The following is a 24,098-nucleotide window of genomic DNA, read 5'->3' on the forward strand; positions in this document are numbered from 1 at the left end:
GGGCAACCCTCCCGTCAGGCGGTCTTGCCCACCAGGTGCTTGATGGCGGCCGTGTCCTGCAGCACCAGGCCGAAGCGCACGAACGCCAGGAAGCCGACCTGGCCGTACTCGGCGTAACGCTCCACCAGGCGCTTGAGGGTCAGGCTACGGACCGCGCGCAGCACCAGTTCGTTGAAGTCACCGGCATACATGAATTTCTTGCCGGCGCCGATATCGGCGATGGCCTGATCGATCACGTACTGATGCTTGAGGATGGTGGCCGGACGGTCGCTGTCGATGCCGGGCAGCCACAGCGGGCGATTGTTGGCGTCCACCATTTCTTCCATCGCCTGCAGCGTCTTGTCGTTGAACGCCAAGCGGAACTTGGCCGCCGCACGATACGCCGGGTCAATGGAGTGAATCAGGCTGTTGACCTCCTGCCAGGTGAAGGCGGTGGCCTTGGCCGTCATGGCACCTTGAGGGGTCGAGTATTCCAAGCCCTTCGGCTGCGCCGGCGTATCGGCGGTTTCACCGGCGCCGGTGCCTTGGACGATCAGGCGGTTACGGGTACGCGACACGCGCTTGCCGATGCGGCCGGCCAGGTAGCCTTCCATGTCAATGCCCGAGTCCTGCAGCAGCTGTTCAGAAACGCGGATAATTCGCGAGCTGATGGTGTGCGACCCGAGGGTGCCCATACCGAACTCGACGTCCTTTTCGCCAGCGGCCTTGTTCTCGCCGATCAGTTCGCCTTCTTCCTCGCCGCCGTTGCTGGTGGCCCAGGCAATCGGCGCGCCATTGTCGGTCTGCAACAACTGGCACACCGAAGCGATACCGCCGTAGGTCACCAGCGATTCGATCACCTTGGCCTGCAGGGTGGTCGGCACGGTGAAGCCGCCCGCCTCGTTCGGGTTGGTGCCTTGAGCCCGCATTTCCAGAACCACGGAGCGCTGCTCAGGGGTCAGGTACTCCAGGCCGCGACGCACCCAGTTATCCCAGGCGCTGCGCTGCTCGGTGTCGGCCTCGTTCTGCGGCGCGTTGTTCGGACGGTCGCGGTCGAGGTTCTCGACAAAGCTCTGATCCTGGGCGCGCAGTTCTTCTTCACGCTCGATCTTCTCGCGCAGCCCCTTGAGGTCGGCTTTCATGCCTTCCCACTTGCTACGGACTTCACCGGTCCAACCATCGTCCGGGGTGGTTTCGTGCAGCGAGCGCATTTCGGCCGACAGCTTGTTATAGGCTTCTTTCAGTTGTTGCAGGGTCATAGCTCCCCCTTGGGATCACAGTTCGTTGAGGTCAAGCAGGCGCTCGCGGGCATCGCGCTCGAAATTTGCGCGGGCTTCGTCGCCTTCGGTTTGCGCCTGCTTCCAGGCAGTCAGGGAGCGCTGGGCAGCGCTGGAGTCGGGGTAAGCCGGGAACGCCACCGGCCCTACGTCGCGTAGCTCGGCGATCTTGAAGATCGTGCGCACGATCAGGCCGTCTTTCTCTTCGTGCCAGGTGTCGCCACCCCTGGCCACGCGCATGGCGAAGCTGCTGCCGCTCATGTCGCCACGGCGCAACGGCTCGACCACCAGGTCGCGGATGGTCTGCGTGTTGGGCGTGTCGATTTCGTACGCCAGGCCGCGCTCATCCACGGTCAGGCGCAACGTGCCGCTGGCCGTGCGGCCCAGCAGATAGGTCGGGTCATGGTTGAACAGCGCCCGAGTGTCCTGGTTCAGCACGTCGTCAAACGCGCCCGGGGCGATGATCTCCACAAAGGTGCCGCCCAACAGGTCGCTACGCTGGTTGAAGACAGCGGCATAGCCGGCGATCTTCGGCGCGCTGCCCTGGTCATCCGGCTGGACAGCACGAAGCTCGCAGTGCTGCGCCTGCAGCATGCGTTGTTCGAATTCACTCATGGGTTATTCCTGCTTCGTTACGGGTAACGGCTTGCCGTCGGCGCCGAGCAGCTGCGTGTTGACGTTGAGCAGCATCGAGTCGAGGCCTTCCAGCTGGTTGAGGTCTTCCAGCACGCGCACTTCGTTGCGGCTCATCCAACCGTCTTGAATGGCGATGCGGTAGAACTCGGCGCGCTCTTTCGGGGTGCCGCGCAACAGGCCGGCCAGGTTGAACTTGACGTAGTAGCCGGCCATGCGCTCGGCGCGGGTGAAGACGCGGCGGTTAACTTCTTCCTCCCAGTTCTTCACCCACGGCATGACCGTGTGGCGCACGAACTGGATGGCCTGTTCGCTGATGTTGGAAAACGTGGCCTTTTCCAGGTCGTTGATCATGTGCGCCGGCACGTTGAAGATGCTGGCAATCTCGCTGCGGGTCAGCTTGCGAGTCTCGAGAAACTGCGCATCCTCGGGCGCGATGGTCAGCGCCTTGTAATCGAGGTCGGCGGGCAACAGCAGCGTCTTGTTGTCCGAACGCTTGAGCCGTTCCACGGCGGCGCGCCAGACCGTTTTCAGGCGCTCCCAGCTGGTGTTATCCAGCTTCCCGTCCTTGACGGTGACAAGGCCCGTAGGCCGGCCGCCACCCTCGAAAAACTCCTTGCCGTAGCGCACCGTGGCCATACCCAGGCCGATGGTGTCGGCGTTCTGCCGGATGGGGCTGATGCCCATGCGCCGGTGCGAGCCGATGGCACGCAGGTGGATCATGTCCTCGGGCGACACCGCCAGCGGCGCGCCGTCTTCATCCTGGGTCGAGTACACCCAGCGATTGCCGTTCTTCACCAGCTCGGTGTGTTGCGGCTCGTGCATTTCCAGCGACAGCAATTCACCGCGACGACTGCGCACTGCTCGGGTGTAGCCGTTGCCCCAGCCGAGCACATGGGCCTGCTTGGTTTCCCGCCAACGGTAAGAGGTCTGCCAGGTGTTCGGCTCATCGTGCAGCAGGTAATGGGCCGGGTGGTCGGTGGCCACCTCGATCCGCCCGTTGACCTTGCGCAACACGCTCAGCGGCAACTGGGCCATGGAGCTGGACAGCACGTAGATGCATGCATACACCGCCGTCAGACGCATGGCCGAAGCCGGGCTGACGCTGATGCCTTGCCCTTCGAACAGGTATTCGGTCAGCTCCTTGCTGTTCATCGGCGTGCTGGGTACTTCCAGACTGCTGCGCTGCTCGAACATCGCGCCCAAGATCATCGCCACACCGCCTTGGCGGCGCCGGCCAACAACAGGCCGCCACCGACCATCAGGGCCACACCCGCCCCGAACTGGACGTAGAGGCCCGCGACAAACAGGCAAAAGCCTGCCGTCCCGATAGATTCAGGAAGCCATTTCATCGTAGGGGCTCACATAGCTAATAGGTCGTCTTCGGTCAGGCTGGCCAACAGCCCTTCCGGCTCAAATTCGCTGACCATGGCGCGGTTCATCGCCATCAGCGCGGCGACAATGCCGTCGATTTTGCGCATGTCGGTCTTGCCTTCGTCGGCCTTCATCGGCGTGATGCAGCCCTTGAACGGACGCACCACGACGTTGCCGGCCTGCCAGGCCAATACCGGGTCACTGCAGTGGCGCACACGGCCAGACAGCAGCGCTGCTTCCAGCTCGCGCATGGGCAGGTTCATGCTGGCCACGCCGCCGCCCATTTCGACTACCTCGGCGCCGTCCTTTTGCAGCTGGTGGGCCAGCTGGGTGGCGCGCCATTTGTCGTAGGCCACCTCCTGCACGTCAAACATGCCGGCGAATTCGCCCACCATGTCGCGCACCAGGTCGAAGTCCATTTCCTCGCCGTCGCAGACCTCCAGCAACCCGGCGTTGGCCCAGGCCTCGTAAGCGGCCTTGTTCGGCCCGCCCCGCTCTATCGCGCCTTCGGGCAAGAACGACTTGCAGAAGATGGTCCAGCGGTTGACCCACTTGCCGCTCCCCGGGACCAGCTCCACCTTGTCCAGGAACACCAGCGACACCGCGCAGATATCCGATTTGCTGGCCAGGTCAATGCCGATCCAGCAGCGTTGCCCCAAGAACTGATCCAGGGTCAGCGTGGGGTCGCCGCACGCCTCCCAGTCGGCCATGTTCAGCCAGGCTTCCTTGGCGCTTACCCAGATGTTGAGGTGCTTGGTCTTGAACGCGTTTTGCCGTGACGGGTAACGCGTCGCGTCGGCCTGGCGTTTCAGCAGGTACTCAGCCCCGACCGAGACGCCGTAGTTGGGGTTGGCCTTGCGCAGGACCGTCGGGTCTTTCCAGTCGTCGTCTTCGTCAATCGTGTAGATGATCCCGAACAACTCATCGTTCGGCACCGTCCCTTCCAGCTTGTCGATCACCTGGGCGCGCTGTAGGTAGCACGGCCCGGCGATGTTGTAGCCCGCCGTGGTGATCGCGAACATCATCGGCTGATCACGGGCGCCCATGCCGGTCAGCATGGTTTCGTAGAGCGCGGCCGAGGTGTGTTCGTGGAACTCGTCCACGATGGCGCAGCTCGGTGACTGGCCGTCGCCGGGGTCGCCGATCAGGGGTTCGAACTTGCTTTCGTCGCCGATCACCGACAGGTTTTTCGCCGCGACCTGGATGCCGAAGGCCTCGACCAGCTCGGGGGTGCGTCGCACCATCTGCCGCGCCGGCTTGAACACCTCCCAGGCCTGCCGCTCGGTGGTCGCACCGCAATACACCTCGGCGCCGAATTCATCATCCATCACCAGCATGTACAGGCCGACGCCGGCGGCTAGCACACTCTTGCCGTTCTTGCGCGGCACCTCGATGTAAACCTCGCGGTACCGTCGGCGGCGGGTCTTCTTATCGACCCAACCGAAGATGCTGCAGAAGATGAACAGCTGCCACGGCTCAAGCTTGATCAGCTCGCGCAGCGCCGCCCATTTGCCCTTGGCGTGCGGCAGCAGCTGGATGAACACCGCCACCTGCTCGGCGGTGTCGCGGTCGAAGGTCCAGCGAAAATTGCGCTTCTTCGACTTGGCCAGGTCATCCAGGTGCAGCTGACAGGCCCGACGCACGTACTTGCATGCCGAGATCTTGCCGGCCACCACGTCGCGGGCGTACTTGTTCGCCGCGTTTACGTTCGGGTAGCTGGCCATGTCCTAACTCACTTCGAGGCCCGCCCTCCTTTGAGCACAATGAACGGGTTTTCTGGTTTCTCCGGCCCGCCGCTGCCCATCAGGCGCGCACGGCTGGCCGGGTCCAGCCCGAGGGCTGCCCCGAAGCTGGCCAGCTGACGCAGCGCCTCGTTGATCACGGTGCAGGCGGGGTTTTTCTTGAGCACGCCCTTGGCGTCCACGACGGTGATGCCATTGCTGGCCACTTCTTCCTCGGCCAACCGCCACCGCTCATAGGCGGCGCAGAAGACCGCCAGGTTGTGCGTGTCGGTGCGGGTCATGATCCCGGTCTGGGTCAACCAGGGCGCAATGGTGTCCCACATTTCAATGGCCCATTCCCCCAGCCACTCCGGGGCGTCTGGGGTTTCCGCCAGCAGCGCCGGCGCGGGGCCGTCCTTCTTGAGTTTTCGCTTGCCGGGGTTGCCCTGCAGCAGCTTGAGGGCGGTAGGTTTCGCGGGTCGCCCCATCGTTCAGGCCTCCCGATTTTCTGGAATGCGATTTTTTTTAATTTCGCGGGTGTGTGAAAAAGGCTGGGCGATCGGTGGAGAGAGACGAAAGCTGTAGAGATTTTGCCCCGCCCCCCTTACTTGGCCGAATTTCGAGCACTTTTCGCTAATTTTGTCCGCAGATTTTCGCCATCGATTAAGGCAGCCAGATGTATGAACGGACGCTCTGGAACTCCGTCCGCGGCATGCATGTATGCGTCAATTGCTGCCACTAACTCATGCTGAACACGCGAAATCAGCTCTGGAAGTCCAAGCTTATGAACGTTTTTCCAAGAGTACAGCGCTCGATCCAGATGCCAATCACCATGGCGGATCAGCTCGGCACTTCGATTGCGCTTGATCGCTTTTTCGCGCAAACGCATAGCCTCACGCGCCAGGCGGACGGCCTGACCGCGACCGTGCCGACTCTGCCGCCGTTTTGAACTTGTGGCAGTTTTCATTGATGGCAAACAGGTTGGATGGGTCATTTGTTCCCCCTTCAAACTTCGGTATGCGATGGTCAACCTCTGTTGCCGGCAGTCGTCGACCATTACAGTCTTGGCACCGGCACAGATAGCGATCACGCTTGAGTACTGCCTTGGCAAGCTTGCGCCATGTCCAGTCATAACCCCGCTGCTCAGCAGTGCCACGGCGAGGGTTGTTCCAACCAATTGCGAGCGAGGCATGCGCACTACAGTAGCCATGGCTATCACTGGTTTTGCCAGGGCACATTGGCACTCGACAGGGACGCTTGGCCTTGGGCGGCATGTTCAGCTCTCCACCCTTTTGCCCATGAAACGGTCGGAATACTCACGAAGCTTGTCCACTCCCATGAAACCAACCATGCAGCCTGCGAAGACGGATAGATTGGCAGGGAGCGCGAAGTACTCCAGTACAGGGAGCAGGCTCACTGCAATCAGCCCGCAAATGGCCCCTTCAAGTAGGACCTTGCGACCTCGGCCGCCTCCATAAATGACTCGAAACATCGCCACTGCGGCGGCAATGCCGCCAGTGGAAAGCTGGGGTTGGTGCGCTATCAGCCAAGCGAGCGCTGCGGCCCAAAGGCCGGGATCTTTCTCAGGCATACGGGCCGTCTCGACTACTCCCATCACTGGGAGCACAAATGAAAAAAGGCTCACCGAAATGGCGAGCCTTTGGAATGGATAAAGCTGGCAACCCTGCTGGTTCGCTGTTGTGACTTGCCTTCAGAGCACGCCGACCATCAACGCTGGACGGTGATATCCAGAGGCGAGAAACCCCGCACCCAGGCGGGGCTCTGAGAGCTCTCACTCAGCTGATTCGTTTGACTTTTTTAGAATCAAAGTCATCTTTGACAGTTTTAACAATCGCCTCATAGATAGGTGCGAAGGCCCCGTTTTGAACAGCGTCGCGACCAAAAGACTCGGAAGACTTGGAGTTTCCAAGCAAAGAAATGGTGCTGAAAACGAAATTGTCCGCGTCAATTGAGATCCGCATCTGAACATCATAATTCCATTCGTAACTCGGATCTCCCGTAGGAAGGATCCTGAGCCGAAGGGTGAAGTTCAACTGGCCGATTCCATCCGGCTCACAGTCTTCGATGTCCAAATTTCTGGCCTCAAACGCATCGCCGCATCCGACTCCAATGCGAACTGCAGCCGGGTCGGCAACCCCTAAGAATTTAGGCAGCCGGCTAGCCATGAGATTTGCCGCAAAAACCAGTTGTTCGCTCTGCTCGTCTATCGCTTCATCCCACTTGCGGAACTCATCTTGCAGCTCTTGATAAATCGTCATCACACGCTCCATGCTGGGCTATGGCAAAGCGCCATGCTCCATGCTGACGATACCAACAAAAAACCCTGACGCAATGGCCAGGGTTTCGGTGTCGCGTTGCTTGCAAGCTGGACACGCTGCTATGAAAACAGAGCTATTCCATATGGACAACCCCTTTTTTCAAGCAGCACCCCTCAAGTCCTCAAGCACGCAGTCCACCCAGGCCGCACCTGCCTTGATCAGCTCTCGCGCCTTCATTTCACTGACACCGTAGTGGCGCCCTACCCGCACCGCAGGCCATTTCGCCCCGTAATACAACCAAACCATGTCGCCCATCATCTGGTCACGCCGGCAGAGCCTTGCCACGGCTCCATCTACAGCCATGGCAATCTCATCGATAAGTGCATACGGCTTAGAGGCCGATGGGAGATGATCGCGCATCAGCGCGAAAGCAGGCGACGTATAGCCCGGAACTCCCATTCCATCCATCCGCCACCATCCCCACTGTTCCAACATGTATTCGGTATCGCCTAATGGGCGGTGCAGCGGCTTTCTTGTGTTCATCATTCAGTCCCCGGTGTAGTTGGTGCCGCCGGCGCCCAGCCGGTTGCCTTCCTGATACAGCGCCTCCGGGCCGGTCGCCCGGAGGGTCTTCAATTGCTCGATCTGCCGTGTCGCGGCCTGGAGCATCATGCTGAGCTGAGTCACCAGATCCTCCTGGGCCAAGGCCTCCCCAGTTACTGCTGCTACCCAGCCCGAGGCATTGCAGCGTTCGCACGACAGCTCATAAAACAAGCCCTTGATAAGCGCTTTCCCGAAGCACTCCGGGCATTGAGCCAGTTCGATTACCGGCTTCTTGAGGGCCGGTCCGTGGCTCTTTTTCATGCTTTCGAATCCTCGCCTATGGTTGTTTCCTGAATCCCGTTGCAGCCCTCGCGCTGCGCGGCTTGTGGGCCATTACCCGAATCTGCGTTTCTACCCTCCTTCTTCCCGTGGATGCGCTCGAAACCCTTGCTGTCGAGAAACGCATGCCACTGTTCCAGGGCGTCGCGCTTGCGCTCCTCGGCGGTGGTCTGGATGTACACCTGAACGTTGTGGCCCATGGTGTGGTTGATCAGCAGCTCACCGATTAGGAAGTCGATGCCCAGGTCCGCCCAGCAGCCCCTGGCCAGCTTGCGCAGGTCGTGACTGGTCCACTCGCCTTGCCCCAGGCGGGTGAAAACCTCGGCGGCCTGCTTCTCGCTCAGGCAGCGCCCTGACCGCCCCGGGAACAGGAAGCGCCCGGTATAGCCCTGGGCCTGCTGCCACTCGCGGTACGCATTCAGCAGCGCGCACACCTGATCGGTCAGCGGCAGCGAGTGCTCTACCCGGGTCTTGGTGTGCTCGGCCGGCAGGTACCAGCGGCGGGTGGCCAAGCTGATGTGCGGCCACTGCGCCATGCGGGTCTCGCCGACACGGTTGCCGTGACACAGCATCAGCAGGGCCAACATGGCGTCGGTGGGTGCCTGGGCGTTGACCTCGACCAGCAGGCTCAGCAGGTCTTCGATCTGCTCCGCACGCAGGCGGGCCGCCTTGGGCTTGATCCGCGCCTTGGTGAAATCGCCGAAGCGCATCCCCGCCATGGGGTTGGTGGCGATCATCCCCAGGTCCTGGGCCTTCTTGAACGCGTCGGCCAGCAGGCCGAACACCAGGCGCACGTACTCGAGCGACAGCTGCTCCTGCAGCGGCCACACCAGGTCGCGGTCCAGGGCGCTGCGGCTGACATCAGCCAGGCCCATGCCGCCCAGGCGCGGGATCAGGTGGCGAGCAATGGCCGACTTGGCCGTGGCCTTGCGCTTGGCCGACAGGCTGCGATTGCGCTCCAAGCGATCAGCGAACCAGGCCAGCAGCTCTCCCACCTGCTCCCAGCCCGACACCGTGGCGACGTTATCGGCGGCCAGCCGCTGGCGGATCTCCGGCAGCGCGGCCAGCACCACCTTGACGGACTGGTCGGGATACGCGCCGATCCGGTGCCAGCGTTTGCGCATCACCAAGTACCAAGTGCCACGCGGGCGGGCCTCGGTGAAACGAAAGCGCAAGCCTGGATAGCGTGGGTCGCGTAGCAGCACGGCAGACAGGTCGTCGCCCCGGCGGCGCAGCTCAGCGTCGGAAAATGCGATAACCGACGTCATGCAATCAGCACCCCTTCGTTGAGCAACGCGGCCTGGGTGCGCATGACGCCCTCGGCGTGGTACTGCCGCGCAATGTCACGGTCGACCACTCGACTACGGCTGTCACAGGCGTCATGGCAGGCGCTGCACGCCCAACCGCCCTGCATGTCGTGTGGTTTCATGCCGACACCGCAAGTGCCCGCCATGCGGTAATGCGCAAGCACGGTGGTTTCTGGGTTGCCATTGCACACCCCGGGAATGCGCACTTGGCACTCCCGGCCGCGTGCGGCCTTGGTCAGTTTCGATTGCCGCATGGGCTGTCTTCTCCATGAAGGTCGATGACGGTGTAAGCGCTCGGCCACATGAGCTGGCCATGCGCGACGGCCGAAGCTTTGTCGCGATAGAGCGCAATGGGTGGATGCGAGGTACAGGAGAGCCCGAACAGGTCGGAGCGGCAGTACAGCGCGTATCGGTATTCGGTGAGGTCAGGTGCGGGAAGCTCGATCATCGGCCGAGCATCCTCGACCGGATCGCCGCCAGAGCTTCATTCCCCACTTTCGGCGTGCGCTGGCCTGGCACCTCTGCAGGAAGTGCCAACGGCATCCGCTGCAGCGGCTCACCTGCAACCAGGCGCCGAACGGCAATCGTGTAGTTGCGCTCGAACAGCTTGGCGCTCACGTCGGTAGCCAGCTTGTTCAGGTTCTCGAAACCACTTTCCTTAGCGGCGTGCCAGACAGCGTCATGGGTCCACTTGCCCTTCCCTGCCATGGCGGGATGCGCGTTACGGCAAGCCTCACGAAAGGCAGCAGCCAGCGGGGGAAGGCCCAGCATTTCCGGCGAAGGCTGGCACCACTCGATGAACTTCCCGGGCGCCGGGATGAACTCGCGGCCGGATTGCCGGCAGCGCATCAAACCGAACTGCAGTTGCTCCGGGGTGTTGATGCCGGCCTCGAGAAACGCGGTTAGCCACTGCTGCTTGGCCGCCTTGTACGTCGCCTCATCCGGCCATGCCTGCTTCCAGGCGCTGCAGATCGTGCGCAGATCACGGAACAGGTCGTTGATCACCGACGCAGTTCTGCGATTGAGCTCGGCCTTCACGTCGGCAGGCAGCGAGTAATCCGAGGGGACGTATTGGCCAGTCTGGACCTTTGCCCACAGGCCATGGGCTACGGTTGCAACCTGATTCATTGGCCGCCCCCTTCCCCGATCCACGACGTGTCATCGTCATCGAAGCTGGAGCGCTGCGATCCGCTGCTGCGAGCAACGGGAGAGCGCGCAGCGCGAGCGAGATCGGATTTCACCCAGCTGACCAGAGCGGCCAGCCACTGCTTTTCGGTTTGGGCCAGGCCCTTGGCATCGTGGTGGAGCACGAAGCCGGATATGGCAACCGCGTTGAACTGATCCAGGGTCAGACCTGCTCGACGGGCGTAGGCCTTCAGCAATGCCGGATTCGGTTCCCAGTCGAGGGACATTGCGAATGGCTCGCGCTGAGAGAGAGTAGATTGGTTCAATGACGGATTGGGTGCAGCTGCTGCACCCCGTTCTGCGTTTTGCTGCACCCCGTTCTGCTGCGAGCTGCACCCCGTGCGGTTTCCTGCACCCCGTTCAGGACGAGGTGCAGCAGATGCACCCCGCTTAATCAGTAGGTCGTAAACGACGGGGCGACGGTCGCGGCGATCGATATGGGCGGCAGCAATTGCCTGGTTGCCCTCAGCGATCCAACCGGCCTGGGCGAGCTCATCTAGCTTCAACCGCACTGTTCGCTCAGAAAGGCCGGTGTCGTCAGAGAGAGTCCCGGCAGAAGGGAAAGCCCCTCTTCCATCGCTGCCTGCATAGTTGGCGAGGCAGAGCAAGACATGACGGGCTGCAGGATTCTCAAGTGCAGCTTTGGGAATGGCGAGTGCCCAGGTCATAGCTTGTACGCTCACGCTCGCCACCATTGCGATAGACATAGAGCGACAGGCGCAGCATTGCGCGCATCATGGGAGAGATGCATAATTAGCCCCGTTTGAAGTAGTAGAGAAAGCCGGGCTGCCACCCGGTTTTTTTATGCCTGCGATTCGAGTACTGGATGAATCAGCAGGTGTGTTGGTCATCTAGTGACTCATGACCCGACAATGCAAAATTCCCCTGTCAGGCCATCAGCTCAGGCCAAATCACATGCCAATCACTGGGGCGGAGCTGCCGCCTAGTCACCGCTCCAGCACTAGCTAGCTCGGTCTTAGCAGACATCTCTGCTGAAGCGGACTTATGTCCATAAGCAACCAGCCTCAGGTATGCCCGAGACGTTCCTGTTTGTGCGATCTGGTCATCAGTCGCCGTTTTGAGCCACTCCAGCAGCCCGTTGTTTCTGGTCCGCATGTCCGGGCCTCCATCATGGTCCGCCAAATTATTACCGACAGGTAATAATTAAACAATACCTGCAGGGAATTTACCTTTTGGTAACGTTTTCAGATCATTGCTCAATGGAAATCTCAGATACCCGCCGCGACAATTTGCGGCTCCTCATGAACTCGCGCTTCGAAGGCAAGCAGGCCCGTATCGCTGACGCCCTAGGGAAAAGTGCGAACTACATTTCCCGGTGCCTCGCACGCCCTGATAGCGCAGGCGCAAAGAAGATCGGGGAAGACCTTGCCCGCGAGATCGAGGAAACCCTCGGCCTCCCTCGCTATGCGATGGATCAACCAGGGCTATCTGCTAAAGGCGTGACAGAAATTCAGGCGAATGCCGAGGTCGTCGGCTCATTTGACGTCTGGGATGACAACACGCCTCTGGCTGACGACGAGGTCTATGTGCCGTTTCTCAAGGAAGTAGAGCTTTCCGCAGGCCGGGGTCGCACTGCAGTGGAACAGGCTAGCGGCCGTAAGCTTCGCTTCGGCAAGCTAACCCTCCGCCGGCAAGGCGTTCAGCCGAGCGATGCCGTATGCGTGACCGTAAGCGGGAACAGCATGGAGCCAGTCCTTCCAGATGGGAGCACCGTAGGAGTAGATCAAGGCAGAACGGCAGTGGTAGACGGCAAGATGTACGCCATAAATCACGGCGGCCAATTGCGCGTGAAAACGCTATACCGCCTGCCAGGTGGTGGGGTACGCCTACGTAGCTATAACCGCGACGAACACCCGGATGAGGAGTATTCGGCGGAAGAGCTTGTCTCCAAGCAGATCCTAGTGATTGGCCGAGTGTTCTGGTACTCAGTGCTTCTTTAGCCCGCCCCTACCCCAATCGAAGCCCGCCATCGCGGGCTTTTTTTCGCCCGCCTCAAAAAAGATTACCTATAGGTATTGACCAAATATGTTACCCAAAGGTAACTTTGCTTCATCGCCGGATCGACACCGGCCAGCAACGAAGGCAGCGATGGACAGGCCTCAACTGTTCAGAGGGGTGGCAACTGCCCTGGGCGTGCAGCGTAAAGCGCCAATGCAGTTTTCCAGCGGGCGAGTGCCGCGGCTGGATACAGGATTTCACTGGCTGGCCTTCGAGTTTGAGGGCCAGACGGGAAATCAACCGGAGCAGTGTCGATGAACAAAGAACAGATCTATGACAGCCAGGTCAGCCCGCTGATGCAGCAGGTGATTCAGATTGCCAGGGATAACGGCATCGCCATGATCGCTAGCTTTGCGATTGGCCACGGAGATGGCGGGCCGAATGGCGAAGATGCGACCGAGCTTACCGTGACCACCCACCTGCCAGATGGTGACGAGAAGTTTGATGAACGCTTCCGCAGATCTGCAAACACCATCCGCAATGGCACTACTTCCCTAGGAGGCGTTGCCGCAGTCATGCAAATGACAACGATCAAGCCTGATGGCAGCAAGACTCTGACAGCAATCATTTAGATCGCTAGCACCATGTCAGCCTGACGTTAACTGCCCGATCACCTGGTCTTCCCCAGCACCGGGCTGCATCGGAGAGCCCTTCCCGACCCTACATCAACATGTTCAGGGAGACAGGCGGGACTGGCTCTCCAATGCAGCCCAACGGAAGTGAATTGCAATGACAAAGTCATTCAAGCAAATGATCAAGGATGGCGATGTGCGCCGCGCAGACGCCATGAAGGTGAAGCTGGAAGACCTCCATGAGGAACCCGGCTTTAACTTGCGCACTGAGGGCGATGCGCTCGAAGCAAGTATCGACGCCCTTGCAGAGTTCATCGCCGGGGGCGGCCAGATCCCTCCACTTGAGGTGCGACCTCGCGCAGAAGGTGGCGTATGGGTAGTCGATGGCCACCGGCGCCGTCGCTCACTCCTCAAGCTCGACAACGCAGGGCGACTGCCCCGCACGCCGAGCAAAGATCCTACGCAACCTCCTGAGGCTTGGATTGCGGTCACCGCCTTCGAAGGCAGCGATGCAGATCGAGTCGCACGAATCATCACCAGCCAAGAAAACGAAAAGCTTTCCCCTCTTGAGCTGGCCGAGGGCTACAAGCGATTGCGAGCCTTCGGGTGGACGCCCGATCAGATCGCCAAGAAAGTCGGTAAGACACGACAGCATGTCGAGCAGGTGCTCACCGTGGGCAATGCAAACACCGACGTGCAGAACCTCGTAGCAGCCGGACATGTATCGGCGACGACAGCTGCCCAGGTTGTCCGCGAGCACGGAGACGGTGCCGGCAAGGTGCTGGGCGCCGAGCTGGAAAAAGCTCAGGCCAAAGGGAAGAAGAAGGTCACGGCCGGCACGATGAAAGGCCCGACGATTCCGAAGCCCAGGCTGATGGCCGTGCACACCGCCTCACGCAATTTGATTGCAACGCTGGATTCCATCGACGAAGACAGCGGACACCTCACTCTGCCGACCGCGCTGGTTCTTGAGCTGCGCAAAGCCCTGGAAGGCGCTCTACCGAGATAACTCATGGGAACGATCACCTGCGGCACATGGACAGGCCACCTTGGCAAAGGGCTGGCTCCACGCGAGCTAGAGGCGCTGCTCGGCGTCGCACAGGGCATGACAGCCAAACAGATTGCTCAACAGATGCAGATCACCCCCGGCACGGTGGCCAACCGCATCGAGAACGCCATGTTCAAGCTCGGCGCAGCGCGTCGAGCCGCCGCCGTGGCCGAAGCCATGCGACGGCAGATCATCAGCCCGCTGTGTATCGCCCTCGCCGGCCTGATAGCCATGCATGCGGTCATTGATGATAGCGATCCACTGCGCCGCGACCGCAGGGCGCCAGAGCGGCGTACAGCCCAGATTCGAATCGTTCGCAAGGCCGAAGCCTTCGAGTACCACGCGTGACCGAACACGGCTCAATAAGCCTAAAATAACCCCGCGACATCTGGGACAAAAAGACGGTGAATTTACATGTTCATCTTTCTGTTAATCTTTGGCGAGCGCTTTAGCAGCTTCGTAATTTCTGCGTCCGTGAATCCTGTGGTTTGAAGAAGGCACAGTTGGAACAATGCCTCTAGCTTGTAGGATGCCCTGAGGAGGTCCGCCCCACTTAAAGCACGCGACTTCAGATCAGGATTGTAATGAGTAAAATAGTTTCTGGTATCGGTAACACTGTTTACAAATTTGCTTCTCGCCTTGGCATTCCCAAAACTTGATGCGAAGGGCTTCATGATTCGGCTAAGCCGAGTACCAAGCGTCAATTCATTCCCATAGCGAGTTCTGCCGTAGACCCACTTACGCAAATCTTTAGGCACACTCTTAATCACTCTTGCCAAATCTCTGCGAAAAACGACTTCATCCTTTAAAGTCTCGTCACTAATGGTTCTATGGAAGGTCTCCAAACCTTGGACCAAGGCGAGAAACCGACCATCGGTATAACGATGAACACCAGTCGCCACAGAAAAATATAAATCAAGTGCAGAATTGATTTTCTCATAGGCAGAGAACCACTCCTTTAACACATTATCGAATTTACCTTGGACATCAGGATACAAAAACAGGAAAAACCCCCTCCCCACCTCTGGTTCTTCCAAAACTTCCGGCAAGCTGGAGTAGTACAGCTTAAATTCCAGCAAGCGCTCCACACCAAGGACTTCCTCTGTTAAGGATCGACTCCCGACTCTTACATCATGGATGCCCACGGTTACATCCAATCCAAACGAGATGAAATTTGTGAGCTTAAATGCCGCAAACATGAAGTCTGAAACTGGCCGATCACGATCCGAGCTTAGTTCAAACTTCACACTCTGATTTAGGTTAAGCGAAAACTGAGAGGGGGTAATAGAATGACTAAAGCTTATCACTAGCTTAAAGTCTTCGACCTGTGCAACTATAGATTTAAGCGGAGTATAGGTAGCATGAAACTTGCTATCTTCGTCAAAGTCAATCTCCAAGCCAGTTTTAGCAAACCATGCGTCAGCCCCATCGACCCTAAAGCTGAAATGAGTTATTTCGATAGGAGCCTCATCACTACTTCGAAACCCAATAAATGCTTGAGTGGCTCTTATTCTATTTTGCGAAAGCCGCTTCCCTAACGAAAAGCTTCGGTTTGTGTACTGGCAACTTTCTATAGTAACGTAGCCATCCTTAACAACCTCCCCAACGATTCTACCTATATGGTTAGCTCCCGGAGACTTTAGCGAGTTAATCAAGCCGCCACCATCAAGATCTCCATGCAAGCTGAGCTCAACGATTCCGCCATTAGCAACAGTCAAAACCCCCGGGACTTTACGCTCCGGATTTGCTGGCAACCAAAATACCCCTGCACGCTCGTACTTCTCTGACAGCCGCATATGCATTCACCTAAAAAGTAAATATCCGCAGGTTTTCATAGCTCTCAATACAATCATCCAAACTCATGCTTAAAGCAGCCACAATCGCAGAATTCGAGTTCCACGGCTCAACAAAAAAATAAGAGCTCAGGCCATTACATATTACCAAGCCTGGCATGCCAGCTCAATCAATCAAGCAGGCACGCCAAAGCCATGTATCGCTTACTTTCGAACTAATTTATAAGACTAAAAGCCTGATGGCTTATTTATGCTGCAGTACTCAGTCCACCGCACCGCAGCGGTACGTGCTGCACTTTGTAGCTCCCAATATTTTTTGCGCTCACTTTCGTCGCTTAGCTTCGGGTGTTCGCTCAAAAAATCCTTCGCTGCATTGTGCTTTATCGAAAAGTCCTCGGCCAGTTCTGAAACTCGGCCCCAAAAGTCAGTCATCTGTTTCTCCTCAGTAGCTCCAAGCCAGTAGCTAGTATTTTTTATTTTCTAAGGGACACAATCAATCCCGTAACACGGGAGAGAGTGTCTGGATCGTTGGGCTCACGCACAAGTACACGAAGTAGCCAAGGCTGGTGCTTATTGGGGGCTGGCCACGAAAGCGCCAAAATTCCGACACTATCTTCTGGGTGACTGACCAGACGAATCTCGTGGAAGCATTTCAAATCCAAACCGGACAGCTCCGACTCCTCTACGCAATTGCTCATCCTTGCCTCGTATGAAAAGTTGTTCGAACAGACACTAATACGCCATTCCATACCAAATTGCCACCATGCTGCCACCAGCAGGTAGGCCGGCGCATCTCCAGGAGATACACCATGCAACTCGACATCAACATCGAAGGAATCGTAGCCGACTCGGTAGCCGCCGCGCTGAGCCCGGAAAAGCTGCAGCCGATCATCGACAAGAACGTTGAAAGCGCGGTCACGAGCGCGATCAAGGAGCAGTTCAGCTACAACTCGCCATTCAAGCAGCTGCTGGAAGAGAGCCTGGCGGGCGCCATGCCTACCAAGATTGCGGGCCTGGGCCGCTACGGGGATCTGGTGCTCAAGACCGTCTCCGCGATGATCAATGACTACCAGGAACAGGCGCTACGCCAGACCATCACGGAAAAGCTCGCCAAGGTGCTTGAGCCACTGCCGGCTCGCATCAAGCTCTCGGAACTGATCGGCCAACTGACCAGGGCCTTCGAGGACAGCCACCTCCGCGATAAGCACGACAGCGAGGCGCCGACATTCATTGTCGAGAAAGGCACGGGCTACTCGTCCACCTCCGATTACTGGCACCTCTATGCTGATGCCAACGAGGGGGTGGACAAGTATTCCTGCCAGGTGCAGATGGCGTTCACTGGTGAGGGTGAATGCTACTCGCTGCGTGTAGGTGAGACCGACATGAAGAAATCACTAATTCTTGGCAGCGCGTATTGTGCTGAGGCCCTTGTACTGAACCTGTACACGGGGGGCACCAAAGTCGATTACGAGCAGATGTGCGTAAGCAGCATCCGCTACGCAGAAGCAGAAGAATACTGACCCTCCAGCGCTGCCCGCAAACCTCTTCCGGCATTAAACTATCCGATTACTTACCGATTCGAAAAAGTGAAACCATGCCCTGCTAACAAGCGCTATGACGAGACCTTGCGCACACTTACGAAATCACTTCTTCCATCATAAAGCGTAGAAAAATGGAAGTCTTGCTGCCCAGGCTTCCCACTTGCTCTTCTGTATTTTACAGAAACCAATGTCGAACGAGCGAACGACTCCGCCAAAGAAAAGGCACTATCTGCACCTTTATGCAATGGTTGCAAATCTAACTCAAACAACTCTCCGGTCTTACTCGTAAATGAGAGCACGAGACCATCACAGTACTCACCCATATTTACAATTGAAAAATTATCAAAATCCTCACCTTCAACTTCAACACTATTTTTGTAGTCGATTATCAAAATCGGCTCTATCGACCGCTCATGATTTTCTAGCGCTTGATGTTGAGCTTGAACCGAAGCATTCAATTCCGCCGCTTGTAAATTCAAAGCCTCTGTCCCTTGTCTGAGTTCGTCTCCTTGCTGAAAGTACCCGAATACCAGCCATGCCAGAGCGAGCGGCCCAAAAGATCCGGCTAAAAAGTCCCCAAGAGAATTCAGAGATAGGTTTATGAACTCCTCCCAGCGACATGCCACTATTGCTACGAAACCACAAAGATAGATAGCGGTAACACATACAGCAATCTTGGATCTTAAGCCCATATTTAAGCACCTTGGAAAACCCGATACTGATACCGGCGAGAGGCCATTATGCCAATTACCTACGGAAGCGTCTGCAGCGGCATTGAAGCTACGACCGTAGCCTGGCACCCACAGGGCTGGCTTGCCGCGTAGTACGCCGAGATCGAGCCATTCGCTAGCGCGGTGCTGGCTCATCATTACCCTGACACACCTAACCACGGCGACCCGCCTGCAGCCCTGGTGCTTTCCGGCAAGATTAAGGCACCCGATGCCCTGGTCGGCGGCCCCCTGCCAGGCTTTCAGCGTGGCCGACATGCAGGAAGGCCTGAACAATCCTTACGGCGCCCTCACAATCAAGTGCGTGAAGCGGCTTTGCTCCCCATAAACGTTCGAGGCATGCGCGGCGTGCCCAAGGCCGTTTGCCTCTTGGAAAAACGCCGCCTACGCCCCGCTCTGAAAGGCCATACGTTTTGCCGCCCCCCTTGGCACCCCGATGGACGCCCCAATGCTCCAACCGCGAAGGGAAAGGGCTGCAAGCGCTTCCTATAGCTTGAAAATCGTTGATATGGGATCATATAGAGCATGAGAAAGATTACAGTGATTTAACACTTAAGGAGGGTGCAACGTGTCTGACATGGCTTTCGCCAAAGCCTCCCAAGTGCTCCAACAGCTTTGGGAGGGCTACCTACCCATCGATCCTGCGCAGTTCGCTCAACGAATGGGGGCACGGATTGTCTATGATCAAGCCCTTGCTAGAGACGGGATGAGCGGCTCTTTCGAATATGATAATTTTGGCCCACTGATAAAGGTCAATCCGTTTGACCCCCAAGTTAGGCAGCGATATACAATCGCGCACGAAATAGCTCACTGGCTTCTAGGACACGTCCAGCCAGGTGAACTTGCGCACAGAGACCCGACTGACCCATATGCAGTTTTAGATCCTCGCGAGATAGAGGCCAATCGATTTGCCGCACAACTCCTAATGCCAGAACATGTTGTCCGGCAAATGGTGAACCAAGTACCTCCTGCGCACAAAAAAGAAATTCTAGCGCAGCAATTCTTCGTCTCAGAAGCAGCAATGGGCTTTAGACTACAAAACCTCAACATTTACTAAAAGCGCACCTAGAATGACCAAAGAATACAGGGACGTAACAAGCGAAAACAGCCAGAACCATGGCAGCGCTAACTCGGATACGCACTTTAAAAAAAATGAGACACGCTTCGACCCGCCGTCGAACACCCTCAAAGACCTAGATGAACTTCCCGGCCAAACGGGACAGGTCACAACTCAAACGGACGAAGTCAAGAAATTTAACTGGCTTGCGTACTCTTTTACCAATCGACTCCTTAAAGAGTACTTCGTAATAGCCGCCGCCGTGTGGGTAGTAGTTAGCCTGGTAAGCGCTTTAACTGGCTTTATAAAAAGCATCACAGAGCTTTTTACTCAAGCAGTTTACTACAAGAGCGCACCAGTACTTATAGCTAAAACCATTGACTGGCACATCCTCGTTCTAGGCGGAGCTTTAATACTTTCAATTACCACCATCATCATGGTGACATTGCGCAGCGTGATGAACAACAGCCCAACAAGTCAAGAGGAGAAAAAACAGCACTCCACTTGGGACGACATGCCAATTTCTAATTTTATAGATTGGCTATGGGAAAAACTTAAGAGCAGATTTAAGTAAGTCGGCAATTGTTGCGCTGCCTCGGTCAGCGCGAGCCAACCCACAACCTCGCAGTCTCCCCCATCACGCCTATGGCTAATCGCATGAAGCAAACGCATGCGGTTAGCCATTAACATTCTTGAACTCCGTCATTTCATTTTAAGCTCCTAATTATCTTATTGGGAGGCTTAGGCTATTCCGAGATTAACAAATGGAACCCGAGATTCTTTCAGACAAAGAACTAGCCGAACTAACCGGCTACAAAGCCAGAGGATACCAACGTCGATGGCTAGAAAAGCGAGGCTGGATATTTGTTGAAACCCGCAGCGGGCGCCCACTGGTTGGCCGCCACTACGTCCGTATGAAACTAGGCGTGAGCCACGGAGTAATGCCAACGGCGTTGCCACCACCTGCGGTCCCTACGTGGACACCTGATATCTCGAAGGTGAGATGAAATGCGTCCAAGGAAAACCGAAAACAGGGATTTGCCTCCGGGTGTGTACCGAAGAAAGCGGACCAGTAAGAGCAAGAAAAATCCCGACAAGGAATGGATTAGCTACTACTACCGGGACAAGTCGGGCAAAGAGATAACGTTGGGCACCGATCTGAGCCTGGCCCGACTGAAGTGGGCAGAGCTAGAGGCGAAGGAGAAACCCAAGGACTTGGTCACCATGGGCGCCATCTTCGAACGCTACGAGCGCGACATCATCCCGAAGAAGGCACCACGCACACAGAAGGACAACCTGGCCGAGATACGCCAGTTACGAAACTACTTCGAGAAGGCCCCAATCGACGGCATCACCCCTGCGCATGTGGCGAAGTATCGCGATGCCAGGACCGCCCCAGTCAGGGCGAATCGCGAGATCGCCACCCTATCACACATCTTCAACATCGCCCGGGAATGGGGACTCACAACCAACGAGAATCCGTGCCAGGGCGTGCGCAAGAACAAGGAAGTGCCGAGAGACTTCTACGCCAACGACGCGATCTGGAACGCGGTTTACGCGAAAGCGGTGGGCGAATTGAAGGATGCCATGGATTTGGCGTATTTGACGGGCCAGCGTCCGGCGGACGTGCTGGTGATGAGGAGGGACGACATCGAGGACAAGGCCCTCGGCGTAAAGCAGAAGAAGACCCAGAAGAAACTGCGGATCATGCTTGAGGTGGACGGAGTAGAGAGCAGCTTGGGCGCGCTGATCAGAAAGATCCTGGAGCGCAACGCACCGCACAGCTCGCCATACCTACTGCTGACTGATAACGGGAAACGCGTTACGGCGCCGATGCTTCGCCACCGATGGGACGATGCCCGGGAGGAAGCCGTGAGGGAAGCAGTTGCCGCTGGTGACCAGGTGCTGGCCGGCCGTATCAGCCAATTCCAGTTTCGTGACATTCGCCCGAAAGCAGCCTCAGAAATCACCGATGTTGACCACGCTAGTCTGCTGCTCGGCCATACCAAGGGCGACATCACAGAGCGGGTATATCGCCGAGTTGGAGCCCTGGCGAAACCCACCAAATAGCGAAAGTTTCGGAAGCGCTTCCACAACAAACCATTCCCAAGAGTATTCCCATGGGTGGTTTTACTATGCCCCAAAAACGCAAAAAGCCCTGAAAAATCAGGGCTTTGAATGTGGCGGAAGCGTAGAGATTCGAACTCTAGGATAGTTGCCCATCGACGGTTTTCAAGACCGTTGCCTTAAACCACTCGGCCACGCTTCCAGCTTGTTTTGCGGCGGCAATCATACCGTAATGTAACAAGCTGTCAAACTCTCTGTGTCGCGCCCTGCGACAGCTCTGATATGCTCTGCCTCATACGTTCCACTACCGCCGGTCCCGGACCGCGGTCTCACCCCAAAGGAGTGCGCCATGCGCGAACAGGATTACGCCGTCCAACACGGCCAGCAGGTCGAGCAGCAGGAGGTCAGCAAGGTCCTGCGCAACACGTACAGCCTGCTGGCCCTTACCCTCGCCTTCAGCGGCATCATGGCCTTCGTCGCCCAGCAGATGCGTGTCGGCTACCCGAACATCTTCGTGGTGCTGATCGGCTTCTACGGCCTGTTCTTCCTCACCAACAAGCTGCGTGATTCGGCCTGGGGCCTGGTGTCCACCTTCGCCCTCACCGGCTTCATGGGCTTCATCCTCGGCCCGATCCTCAACCGCTACCTGGGCATGGCCGGTGGCGCCGAAGTGGTCAGCTCGGCCTTCGCCATGACCGCCCTGGTGTTCGGCGGCCTGTCGGCCTACGTGCTGATCACCCGCAAGGACATGAGCTTCCTCAGCGGCTTCATCACCGCTGGCTTCTTCGTCCTGCTGGGTGCCGTGGTGGCCAGCTTCTTCTTCCAGATCAGCGGCCTGCAACTGGCGATCAGCGCTGGCTTCGTACTGTTCTCGTCGGTCTGCATCCTGTTCCAGACCAGCGCCATCATCCATGGCGGCGAGCGCAACTACATCATGGCCACCATCAGCCTGTACGTGTCGATCTACAACCTGTTCGTCAGCCTGCTGCAGCTGTTCGGCATCATGGGCCGCGACGACTGATCGAGCCGGTCGACAGCGCCTCACAAAAAGCCCGCTTCGGCGGGCTTTTTCGTGCCTGCTGAACAGCGGTAGCAAAGCCGACGAAGATTGACTTAAAAGTCAGCTTATTACCCCCATTTCTCCGCGATTGTGCGGCCATCGTGCTTGCCTCTACCCCTATGGCCTTTCTGCCCGTAGAATGCGCTCCTTTTTTCTTCCGGGGCGGCATTTTCCCATGAGTTCACACGAACACGGCCCAGGCGCGGCGGCGCCTGCCAATGAACTGGTCCTTGGCCTCGAGGACAAGCCTCGCCTGCTGATCGGCCTGCTGGCGGCATTGCAGCACCTGCTGGCGATCATCGTGCCGATCGTCACGCCGGGCCTGCTGATCTGCCAGGCGCTGGGCGTGTCGGCGCGTGACACCAACCTGATCGTGTCGATGTCGCTGGTGATCTCGGGTATCGCCACCTTCGTCCAGTGCAAGCGCTTCGGGCCGTTCGGCGCCGGGCTGCTGATCGTCCAGGGCACCAGCTTCAACTTCGTCGGCCCGCTGATCGCCGGCGGCGCGCTGATGGTCAAGCAGGGCACGCCGGTCGAGAGCGTGATGGCGGCGATCTTCGGCGTGGTCATCGCCGGCTCGTTCGTGGAAATGGGCGTGTCGCGCATCCTGCCCTTCGTCAAGCGCCTGATCACCCCGCTGGTGACCGGCATCGTCGTGCTGATGATCGGCCTGACCCTGATCAAGGTCGGCCTGATCAGCATGGGCGGCGGCTTCGGCGCCATGGCCAACGGCACCTTCGCCGATGGCGAGAACCTGCTGCTGTCGGGCGTGGTGCTGGCGATCATCGTCATTCTCAACCGCATTCCGGTGGTGTGGATGCGCAGCTGCGCCATCGTCATCGCCCTGGCCGTGGGCTATGCCCTGGCCGGCTACCTGGGCCGCCTGGACTTCACCGGCATGCACCAGGCCGCATTGTTCCAGGTGCCGACACCACTGCAATTCGGCCTGGGTTTCTCCTGGTCGCTGTTCATCCCGATGCTGGTGATCTACCTGGTCACCTCGCTGGAAGCCATCGGTGACGTGACCGCCACCAGCAAGGTCTCGCGCCAGCCGGTGGAAGGCCCGGTGTGGATGCAACGGATCAAGGGCGGGGTGCTGGTCAACGGCGCCAACTCGCTGCTGGCCGGCCTGTTCAACACCTTCCCCAGCTCGATCTTCGCCCAGAACAACGGCGTGATTCAGCTGACCGGCATCGCCAGCCGCCATATCGGCATCTGGATCGCCGCCATGCTGATCCTGCTGGGCCTGTTCCCCAGCGTCGCCGGGGTGATCCAGGCGGTGCCGGAGCCGGTGCTCGGTGGCGCGGCCATGGTGATGTTCGGCGCCGTGGCGGCCTCGGGCATCAATATCCTCGCCAGCACCCGCCTCGACCGCCGCGCCCTGCTGATCATCGCCGTGTCGCTGTCGCTGGGCCTGGGCGTGGCCCAGGTGCCGGAGTTCCTCGCGCACATGCCGGCAGCGCTGCGCAACGTGCTGGAGTCGGGCGTCGCCACCGGCGGCATCTGCGCCCTGCTGCTCAACTGGTTCCTGCCCGAGGGCAAGGAACAGGCCTGAGCCGCACCCGCCTGAGCAAAA

The 24,098-nt window shown here is 58.2% G+C and carries 30 protein-coding genes, 1 tRNA gene and 1 pseudogene; 12 read left to right on the forward strand and 20 right to left on the reverse strand.

The genetic code is table 11. The features are described from left to right. Positions 1–14 precede the first annotated feature (14 nt). The 16 genes from K2O50_RS16505 to K2O50_RS16580 form a co-directional block, all read right to left on the reverse strand. The gene (locus tag K2O50_RS16505) at positions 15–1,238 is read right to left on the reverse strand and encodes a phage major capsid protein (protein WP_220689894.1); all 1,224 of its coding nucleotides are present in this window, start codon (positions 1,236–1,238) and stop codon (positions 15–17) included. A gap of 15 nt (positions 1,239–1,253) precedes the next feature. Beyond that, positions 1,254–1,871 (reverse strand): HK97 family phage prohead protease, encoded by a 618-nt coding sequence (locus K2O50_RS16510; protein ID WP_220689895.1) that lies wholly within the window; start codon positions 1,869–1,871, stop codon positions 1,254–1,256. A gap of 3 nt (positions 1,872–1,874) precedes the next feature. Then, positions 1,875–3,101, reverse strand: a complete 1,227-nt coding sequence (locus K2O50_RS16515) for a phage portal protein (RefSeq protein WP_220689896.1) — start codon at positions 3,099–3,101, stop codon at positions 1,875–1,877. A 149-nt stretch (positions 3,102–3,250) separates the two neighbouring features. After that, complete coding sequence (locus K2O50_RS16520) at positions 3,251–4,987, reverse strand: terminase large subunit (protein ID WP_220689897.1); 1,737 nt, start codon at positions 4,985–4,987, stop codon at positions 3,251–3,253. A gap of 8 nt (positions 4,988–4,995) precedes the next feature. After that, positions 4,996–5,472 carry a phage terminase small subunit P27 family gene (locus K2O50_RS16525; RefSeq protein WP_220689898.1) on the reverse strand — a complete coding sequence of 159 codons (477 nt, stop codon included), beginning with the start codon at positions 5,470–5,472 and terminating at the stop codon, positions 4,996–4,998. Positions 5,473–5,588: 116 nt separating this feature from the next. Continuing rightward, the gene (locus K2O50_RS16530) at positions 5,589–5,978 is read right to left on the reverse strand and encodes a hypothetical protein (RefSeq protein WP_220690040.1); all 390 of its coding nucleotides are present in this window, start codon (positions 5,976–5,978) and stop codon (positions 5,589–5,591) included. Continuing rightward, positions 5,878–6,258 carry an HNH endonuclease gene (locus K2O50_RS26935; protein ID WP_220689899.1) on the reverse strand — a complete coding sequence of 127 codons (381 nt, stop codon included), beginning with the start codon at positions 6,256–6,258 and terminating at the stop codon, positions 5,878–5,880. The genes K2O50_RS16530 and K2O50_RS26935 overlap by 101 nt, the downstream gene beginning before the upstream one ends. 2 nt (positions 6,259–6,260) lie before the next feature. Next, positions 6,261–6,575, reverse strand: coding sequence for a phage holin, lambda family (locus tag K2O50_RS16540; RefSeq protein ID WP_220689900.1), 315 nt, complete (start codon positions 6,573–6,575; stop codon positions 6,261–6,263). 205 nt (positions 6,576–6,780) lie between these two features. Beyond that, positions 6,781–7,263 carry a hypothetical protein gene (locus K2O50_RS16545; RefSeq protein ID WP_220689901.1) on the reverse strand — a complete coding sequence of 161 codons (483 nt, stop codon included), beginning with the start codon at positions 7,261–7,263 and terminating at the stop codon, positions 6,781–6,783. A gap of 159 nt (positions 7,264–7,422) precedes the next feature. Further along, a complete protein-coding gene (locus tag K2O50_RS16550) occupies positions 7,423–7,806 on the reverse strand; it encodes an antiterminator Q family protein (protein ID WP_220689902.1) in 384 nt (127 codons plus the stop codon). Positions 7,807–7,809: 3 nt separating this feature from the next. Continuing rightward, positions 7,810–8,127 (reverse strand): hypothetical protein, encoded by a 318-nt coding sequence (locus K2O50_RS16555; RefSeq protein WP_220689903.1) that lies wholly within the window; start codon positions 8,125–8,127, stop codon positions 7,810–7,812. Next, entirely contained in the window at positions 8,124–9,413 is a 1,290-nt protein-coding gene (locus tag K2O50_RS16560; RefSeq protein WP_220689904.1) for a site-specific integrase, read from the reverse strand. Before K2O50_RS16560 ends, K2O50_RS16555 begins: the two co-directional genes overlap by 4 nt. Continuing rightward, on the reverse strand, positions 9,410–9,706 hold the full coding sequence (locus K2O50_RS16565; protein ID WP_220689905.1) for a DUF1364 domain-containing protein: 297 nt from the start codon (positions 9,704–9,706) through the stop codon (positions 9,410–9,412). Before K2O50_RS16565 ends, K2O50_RS16560 begins: the two co-directional genes overlap by 4 nt. Further along, the gene (locus K2O50_RS16570) at positions 9,688–9,900 is read right to left on the reverse strand and encodes a hypothetical protein (protein ID WP_220689906.1); all 213 of its coding nucleotides are present in this window, start codon (positions 9,898–9,900) and stop codon (positions 9,688–9,690) included. The genes K2O50_RS16565 and K2O50_RS16570 overlap by 19 nt, the downstream gene beginning before the upstream one ends. Further along, positions 9,897–10,580, reverse strand: a complete 684-nt coding sequence (locus K2O50_RS16575) for a replication protein P (RefSeq protein WP_220689907.1) — start codon at positions 10,578–10,580, stop codon at positions 9,897–9,899. The genes K2O50_RS16570 and K2O50_RS16575 overlap by 4 nt, the downstream gene beginning before the upstream one ends. After that, positions 10,577–11,320, reverse strand: a complete 744-nt coding sequence (locus K2O50_RS16580; RefSeq protein WP_409077779.1) for a helix-turn-helix domain-containing protein — start codon at positions 11,318–11,320, stop codon at positions 10,577–10,579. The genes K2O50_RS16575 and K2O50_RS16580 overlap by 4 nt, the downstream gene beginning before the upstream one ends. A gap of 579 nt (positions 11,321–11,899) precedes the next feature. Between K2O50_RS16580 and K2O50_RS16585 the strand changes: the two genes are divergently transcribed. The 4 genes from K2O50_RS16585 to K2O50_RS16600 all read left to right on the forward strand — a co-directional run bounded on the left by K2O50_RS16585 (position 11,900) and on the right by K2O50_RS16600 (position 14,624). Further along, positions 11,900–12,598 (forward strand): helix-turn-helix transcriptional regulator, encoded by a 699-nt coding sequence (locus tag K2O50_RS16585; RefSeq protein WP_104445283.1) that lies wholly within the window; start codon positions 11,900–11,902, stop codon positions 12,596–12,598. Between the two features lie 312 nt (positions 12,599–12,910). Further along, complete coding sequence (locus tag K2O50_RS16590) at positions 12,911–13,228, forward strand: hypothetical protein (RefSeq protein ID WP_220689908.1); 318 nt, start codon at positions 12,911–12,913, stop codon at positions 13,226–13,228. A gap of 157 nt (positions 13,229–13,385) precedes the next feature. Beyond that, entirely contained in the window at positions 13,386–14,237 is an 852-nt protein-coding gene (locus tag K2O50_RS16595; protein WP_220689909.1) for a ParB N-terminal domain-containing protein, read from the forward strand. Between the two features lie 3 nt (positions 14,238–14,240). After that, positions 14,241–14,624 carry a helix-turn-helix transcriptional regulator gene (locus K2O50_RS16600; RefSeq protein ID WP_220689910.1) on the forward strand — a complete coding sequence of 128 codons (384 nt, stop codon included), beginning with the start codon at positions 14,241–14,243 and terminating at the stop codon, positions 14,622–14,624. Between the two features lie 62 nt (positions 14,625–14,686). Here K2O50_RS16600 and K2O50_RS16605 read toward each other — a convergent pair whose 3' ends face one another. Further along, positions 14,687–16,072 (reverse strand): HEPN domain-containing protein, encoded by a 1,386-nt coding sequence (locus tag K2O50_RS16605; RefSeq protein ID WP_220689911.1) that lies wholly within the window; start codon positions 16,070–16,072, stop codon positions 14,687–14,689. A 225-nt stretch (positions 16,073–16,297) separates the two neighbouring features. Next, positions 16,298–16,501: a hypothetical protein gene (locus K2O50_RS16610; protein ID WP_220689912.1), complete on the reverse strand. Its 204-nt coding sequence runs from the start codon at positions 16,499–16,501 to the stop codon at positions 16,298–16,300. 377 nt (positions 16,502–16,878) lie between these two features. Between K2O50_RS16610 and K2O50_RS16615 the strand changes: the two genes are divergently transcribed. Next, positions 16,879–17,589: a hypothetical protein gene (locus K2O50_RS16615; protein WP_220689913.1), complete on the forward strand. Its 711-nt coding sequence runs from the start codon at positions 16,879–16,881 to the stop codon at positions 17,587–17,589. A gap of 92 nt (positions 17,590–17,681) precedes the next feature. Here K2O50_RS16615 and K2O50_RS16620 read toward each other — a convergent pair whose 3' ends face one another. Next, positions 17,682–18,302, reverse strand: a complete 621-nt coding sequence (locus K2O50_RS16620) for a hypothetical protein (RefSeq protein WP_259470160.1) — start codon at positions 18,300–18,302, stop codon at positions 17,682–17,684. A 48-nt stretch (positions 18,303–18,350) separates the two neighbouring features. On the opposite strand from K2O50_RS16620, the pseudogene K2O50_RS26695 reads away from it, so the two are divergent. The 5 genes and pseudogenes from K2O50_RS26695 to K2O50_RS16640 form a co-directional block, all read left to right on the forward strand. Continuing rightward, positions 18,351–18,648, forward strand: a pseudogene (locus tag K2O50_RS26695) (DNA cytosine methyltransferase); the annotation flags it as partial. Positions 18,649–18,915: 267 nt separating this feature from the next. Next, positions 18,916–19,395, forward strand: coding sequence for an ImmA/IrrE family metallo-endopeptidase (locus K2O50_RS16625; protein WP_259470175.1), 480 nt, complete (start codon positions 18,916–18,918; stop codon positions 19,393–19,395). 13 nt (positions 19,396–19,408) lie between these two features. Beyond that, entirely contained in the window at positions 19,409–19,969 is a 561-nt protein-coding gene (locus tag K2O50_RS16630) for a hypothetical protein (protein ID WP_220689916.1), read from the forward strand. A 190-nt stretch (positions 19,970–20,159) separates the two neighbouring features. Beyond that, positions 20,160–20,402, forward strand: a complete 243-nt coding sequence (locus tag K2O50_RS16635) for a DUF4224 domain-containing protein (protein WP_220689917.1) — start codon at positions 20,160–20,162, stop codon at positions 20,400–20,402. Position 20,403: 1 nt separating this feature from the next. Further along, positions 20,404–21,465, forward strand: a complete 1,062-nt coding sequence (locus K2O50_RS16640; RefSeq protein WP_099431058.1) for a tyrosine-type recombinase/integrase — start codon at positions 20,404–20,406, stop codon at positions 21,463–21,465. 111 nt (positions 21,466–21,576) lie between these two features. Here the strand turns inward: K2O50_RS16640 and K2O50_RS16645 are convergent. Further along, positions 21,577–21,664 (reverse strand) — tRNA-Ser (locus K2O50_RS16645). A 147-nt stretch (positions 21,665–21,811) separates the two neighbouring features. Between K2O50_RS16645 and K2O50_RS16650 the strand changes: the two genes are divergently transcribed. Together K2O50_RS16650 and K2O50_RS16655 are read left to right on the forward strand one after the other, a co-directional pair. Beyond that, the gene (locus K2O50_RS16650) at positions 21,812–22,483 is read left to right on the forward strand and encodes a Bax inhibitor-1/YccA family protein (RefSeq protein WP_028692373.1); all 672 of its coding nucleotides are present in this window, start codon (positions 21,812–21,814) and stop codon (positions 22,481–22,483) included. 214 nt (positions 22,484–22,697) lie between these two features. Next, positions 22,698–24,077: a nucleobase:cation symporter-2 family protein gene (locus K2O50_RS16655; protein WP_050706343.1), complete on the forward strand. Its 1,380-nt coding sequence runs from the start codon at positions 22,698–22,700 to the stop codon at positions 24,075–24,077. The last annotated feature ends 21 nt before the right edge of the window (positions 24,078–24,098 follow it).

Source organism: Pseudomonas sp. 2hn, assembly GCF_019646095.1.
Taxonomy (GTDB): domain Bacteria; phylum Pseudomonadota; class Gammaproteobacteria; order Pseudomonadales; family Pseudomonadaceae; genus Aquipseudomonas; species Aquipseudomonas peradeniyensis.

What these genes read in the sequence shown, in the direction of transcription:
- K2O50_RS16505 (WP_220689894.1), bottom strand. Translation starts at nt 1,238, where the DNA reads ATGACCCTGCAACAACTGAAAGAAGCCTATAACAAGCTGTCGGCCGAA.
- K2O50_RS16510 (WP_220689895.1), bottom strand. Translation starts at nt 1,871, where the DNA reads ATGAGTGAATTCGAACAACGCATGCTGCAGGCGCAGCACTGCGAGCTT.
- K2O50_RS16515 (WP_220689896.1), bottom strand. Translation starts at nt 3,101, where the DNA reads ATGATCTTGGGCGCGATGTTCGAGCAGCGCAGCAGTCTGGAAGTACCC.
- K2O50_RS16520 (WP_220689897.1), bottom strand. Translation starts at nt 4,987, where the DNA reads ATGGCCAGCTACCCGAACGTAAACGCGGCGAACAAGTACGCCCGCGAC.
- K2O50_RS16525 (WP_220689898.1), bottom strand. Translation starts at nt 5,472, where the DNA reads ATGGGGCGACCCGCGAAACCTACCGCCCTCAAGCTGCTGCAGGGCAAC.
- K2O50_RS16530 (WP_220690040.1), bottom strand. Translation starts at nt 5,978, where the DNA reads ATGACCCATCCAACCTGTTTGCCATCAATGAAAACTGCCACAAGTTCA.
- K2O50_RS26935 (WP_220689899.1), bottom strand. Translation starts at nt 6,258, where the DNA reads ATGCCGCCCAAGGCCAAGCGTCCCTGTCGAGTGCCAATGTGCCCTGGC.
- K2O50_RS16540 (WP_220689900.1), bottom strand. Translation starts at nt 6,575, where the DNA reads ATGCCTGAGAAAGATCCCGGCCTTTGGGCCGCAGCGCTCGCTTGGCTG.
- K2O50_RS16545 (WP_220689901.1), bottom strand. Translation starts at nt 7,263, where the DNA reads ATGACGATTTATCAAGAGCTGCAAGATGAGTTCCGCAAGTGGGATGAA.
- K2O50_RS16550 (WP_220689902.1), bottom strand. Translation starts at nt 7,806, where the DNA reads ATGAACACAAGAAAGCCGCTGCACCGCCCATTAGGCGATACCGAATAC.
- K2O50_RS16555 (WP_220689903.1), bottom strand. Translation starts at nt 8,127, where the DNA reads ATGAAAAAGAGCCACGGACCGGCCCTCAAGAAGCCGGTAATCGAACTG.
- K2O50_RS16560 (WP_220689904.1), bottom strand. Translation starts at nt 9,413, where the DNA reads ATGACGTCGGTTATCGCATTTTCCGACGCTGAGCTGCGCCGCCGGGGC.
- K2O50_RS16565 (WP_220689905.1), bottom strand. Translation starts at nt 9,706, where the DNA reads ATGCGGCAATCGAAACTGACCAAGGCCGCACGCGGCCGGGAGTGCCAA.
- K2O50_RS16570 (WP_220689906.1), bottom strand. Translation starts at nt 9,900, where the DNA reads ATGATCGAGCTTCCCGCACCTGACCTCACCGAATACCGATACGCGCTG.
- K2O50_RS16575 (WP_220689907.1), bottom strand. Translation starts at nt 10,580, where the DNA reads ATGAATCAGGTTGCAACCGTAGCCCATGGCCTGTGGGCAAAGGTCCAG.
- K2O50_RS16585 (WP_104445283.1), top strand. Translation starts at nt 11,900, where the DNA reads ATGAACTCGCGCTTCGAAGGCAAGCAGGCCCGTATCGCTGACGCCCTA.
- K2O50_RS16590 (WP_220689908.1), top strand. Translation starts at nt 12,911, where the DNA reads ATGAACAAAGAACAGATCTATGACAGCCAGGTCAGCCCGCTGATGCAG.
- K2O50_RS16595 (WP_220689909.1), top strand. Translation starts at nt 13,386, where the DNA reads ATGACAAAGTCATTCAAGCAAATGATCAAGGATGGCGATGTGCGCCGC.
- K2O50_RS16600 (WP_220689910.1), top strand. Translation starts at nt 14,241, where the DNA reads ATGGGAACGATCACCTGCGGCACATGGACAGGCCACCTTGGCAAAGGG.
- K2O50_RS16605 (WP_220689911.1), bottom strand. Translation starts at nt 16,072, where the DNA reads ATGCGGCTGTCAGAGAAGTACGAGCGTGCAGGGGTATTTTGGTTGCCA.
- K2O50_RS16610 (WP_220689912.1), bottom strand. Translation starts at nt 16,501, where the DNA reads ATGACTGACTTTTGGGGCCGAGTTTCAGAACTGGCCGAGGACTTTTCG.
- K2O50_RS16615 (WP_220689913.1), top strand. Translation starts at nt 16,879, where the DNA reads ATGCAACTCGACATCAACATCGAAGGAATCGTAGCCGACTCGGTAGCC.
- K2O50_RS16620 (WP_259470160.1), bottom strand. Translation starts at nt 18,302, where the DNA reads ATGGGCTTAAGATCCAAGATTGCTGTATGTGTTACCGCTATCTATCTT.
- K2O50_RS16625 (WP_259470175.1), top strand. Translation starts at nt 18,916, where the DNA reads ATGGCTTTCGCCAAAGCCTCCCAAGTGCTCCAACAGCTTTGGGAGGGC.
- K2O50_RS16630 (WP_220689916.1), top strand. Translation starts at nt 19,409, where the DNA reads ATGACCAAAGAATACAGGGACGTAACAAGCGAAAACAGCCAGAACCAT.
- K2O50_RS16635 (WP_220689917.1), top strand. Translation starts at nt 20,160, where the DNA reads ATGGAACCCGAGATTCTTTCAGACAAAGAACTAGCCGAACTAACCGGC.
- K2O50_RS16640 (WP_099431058.1), top strand. Translation starts at nt 20,404, where the DNA reads ATGCGTCCAAGGAAAACCGAAAACAGGGATTTGCCTCCGGGTGTGTAC.
- K2O50_RS16650 (WP_028692373.1), top strand. Translation starts at nt 21,812, where the DNA reads ATGCGCGAACAGGATTACGCCGTCCAACACGGCCAGCAGGTCGAGCAG.
- K2O50_RS16655 (WP_050706343.1), top strand. Translation starts at nt 22,698, where the DNA reads ATGAGTTCACACGAACACGGCCCAGGCGCGGCGGCGCCTGCCAATGAA.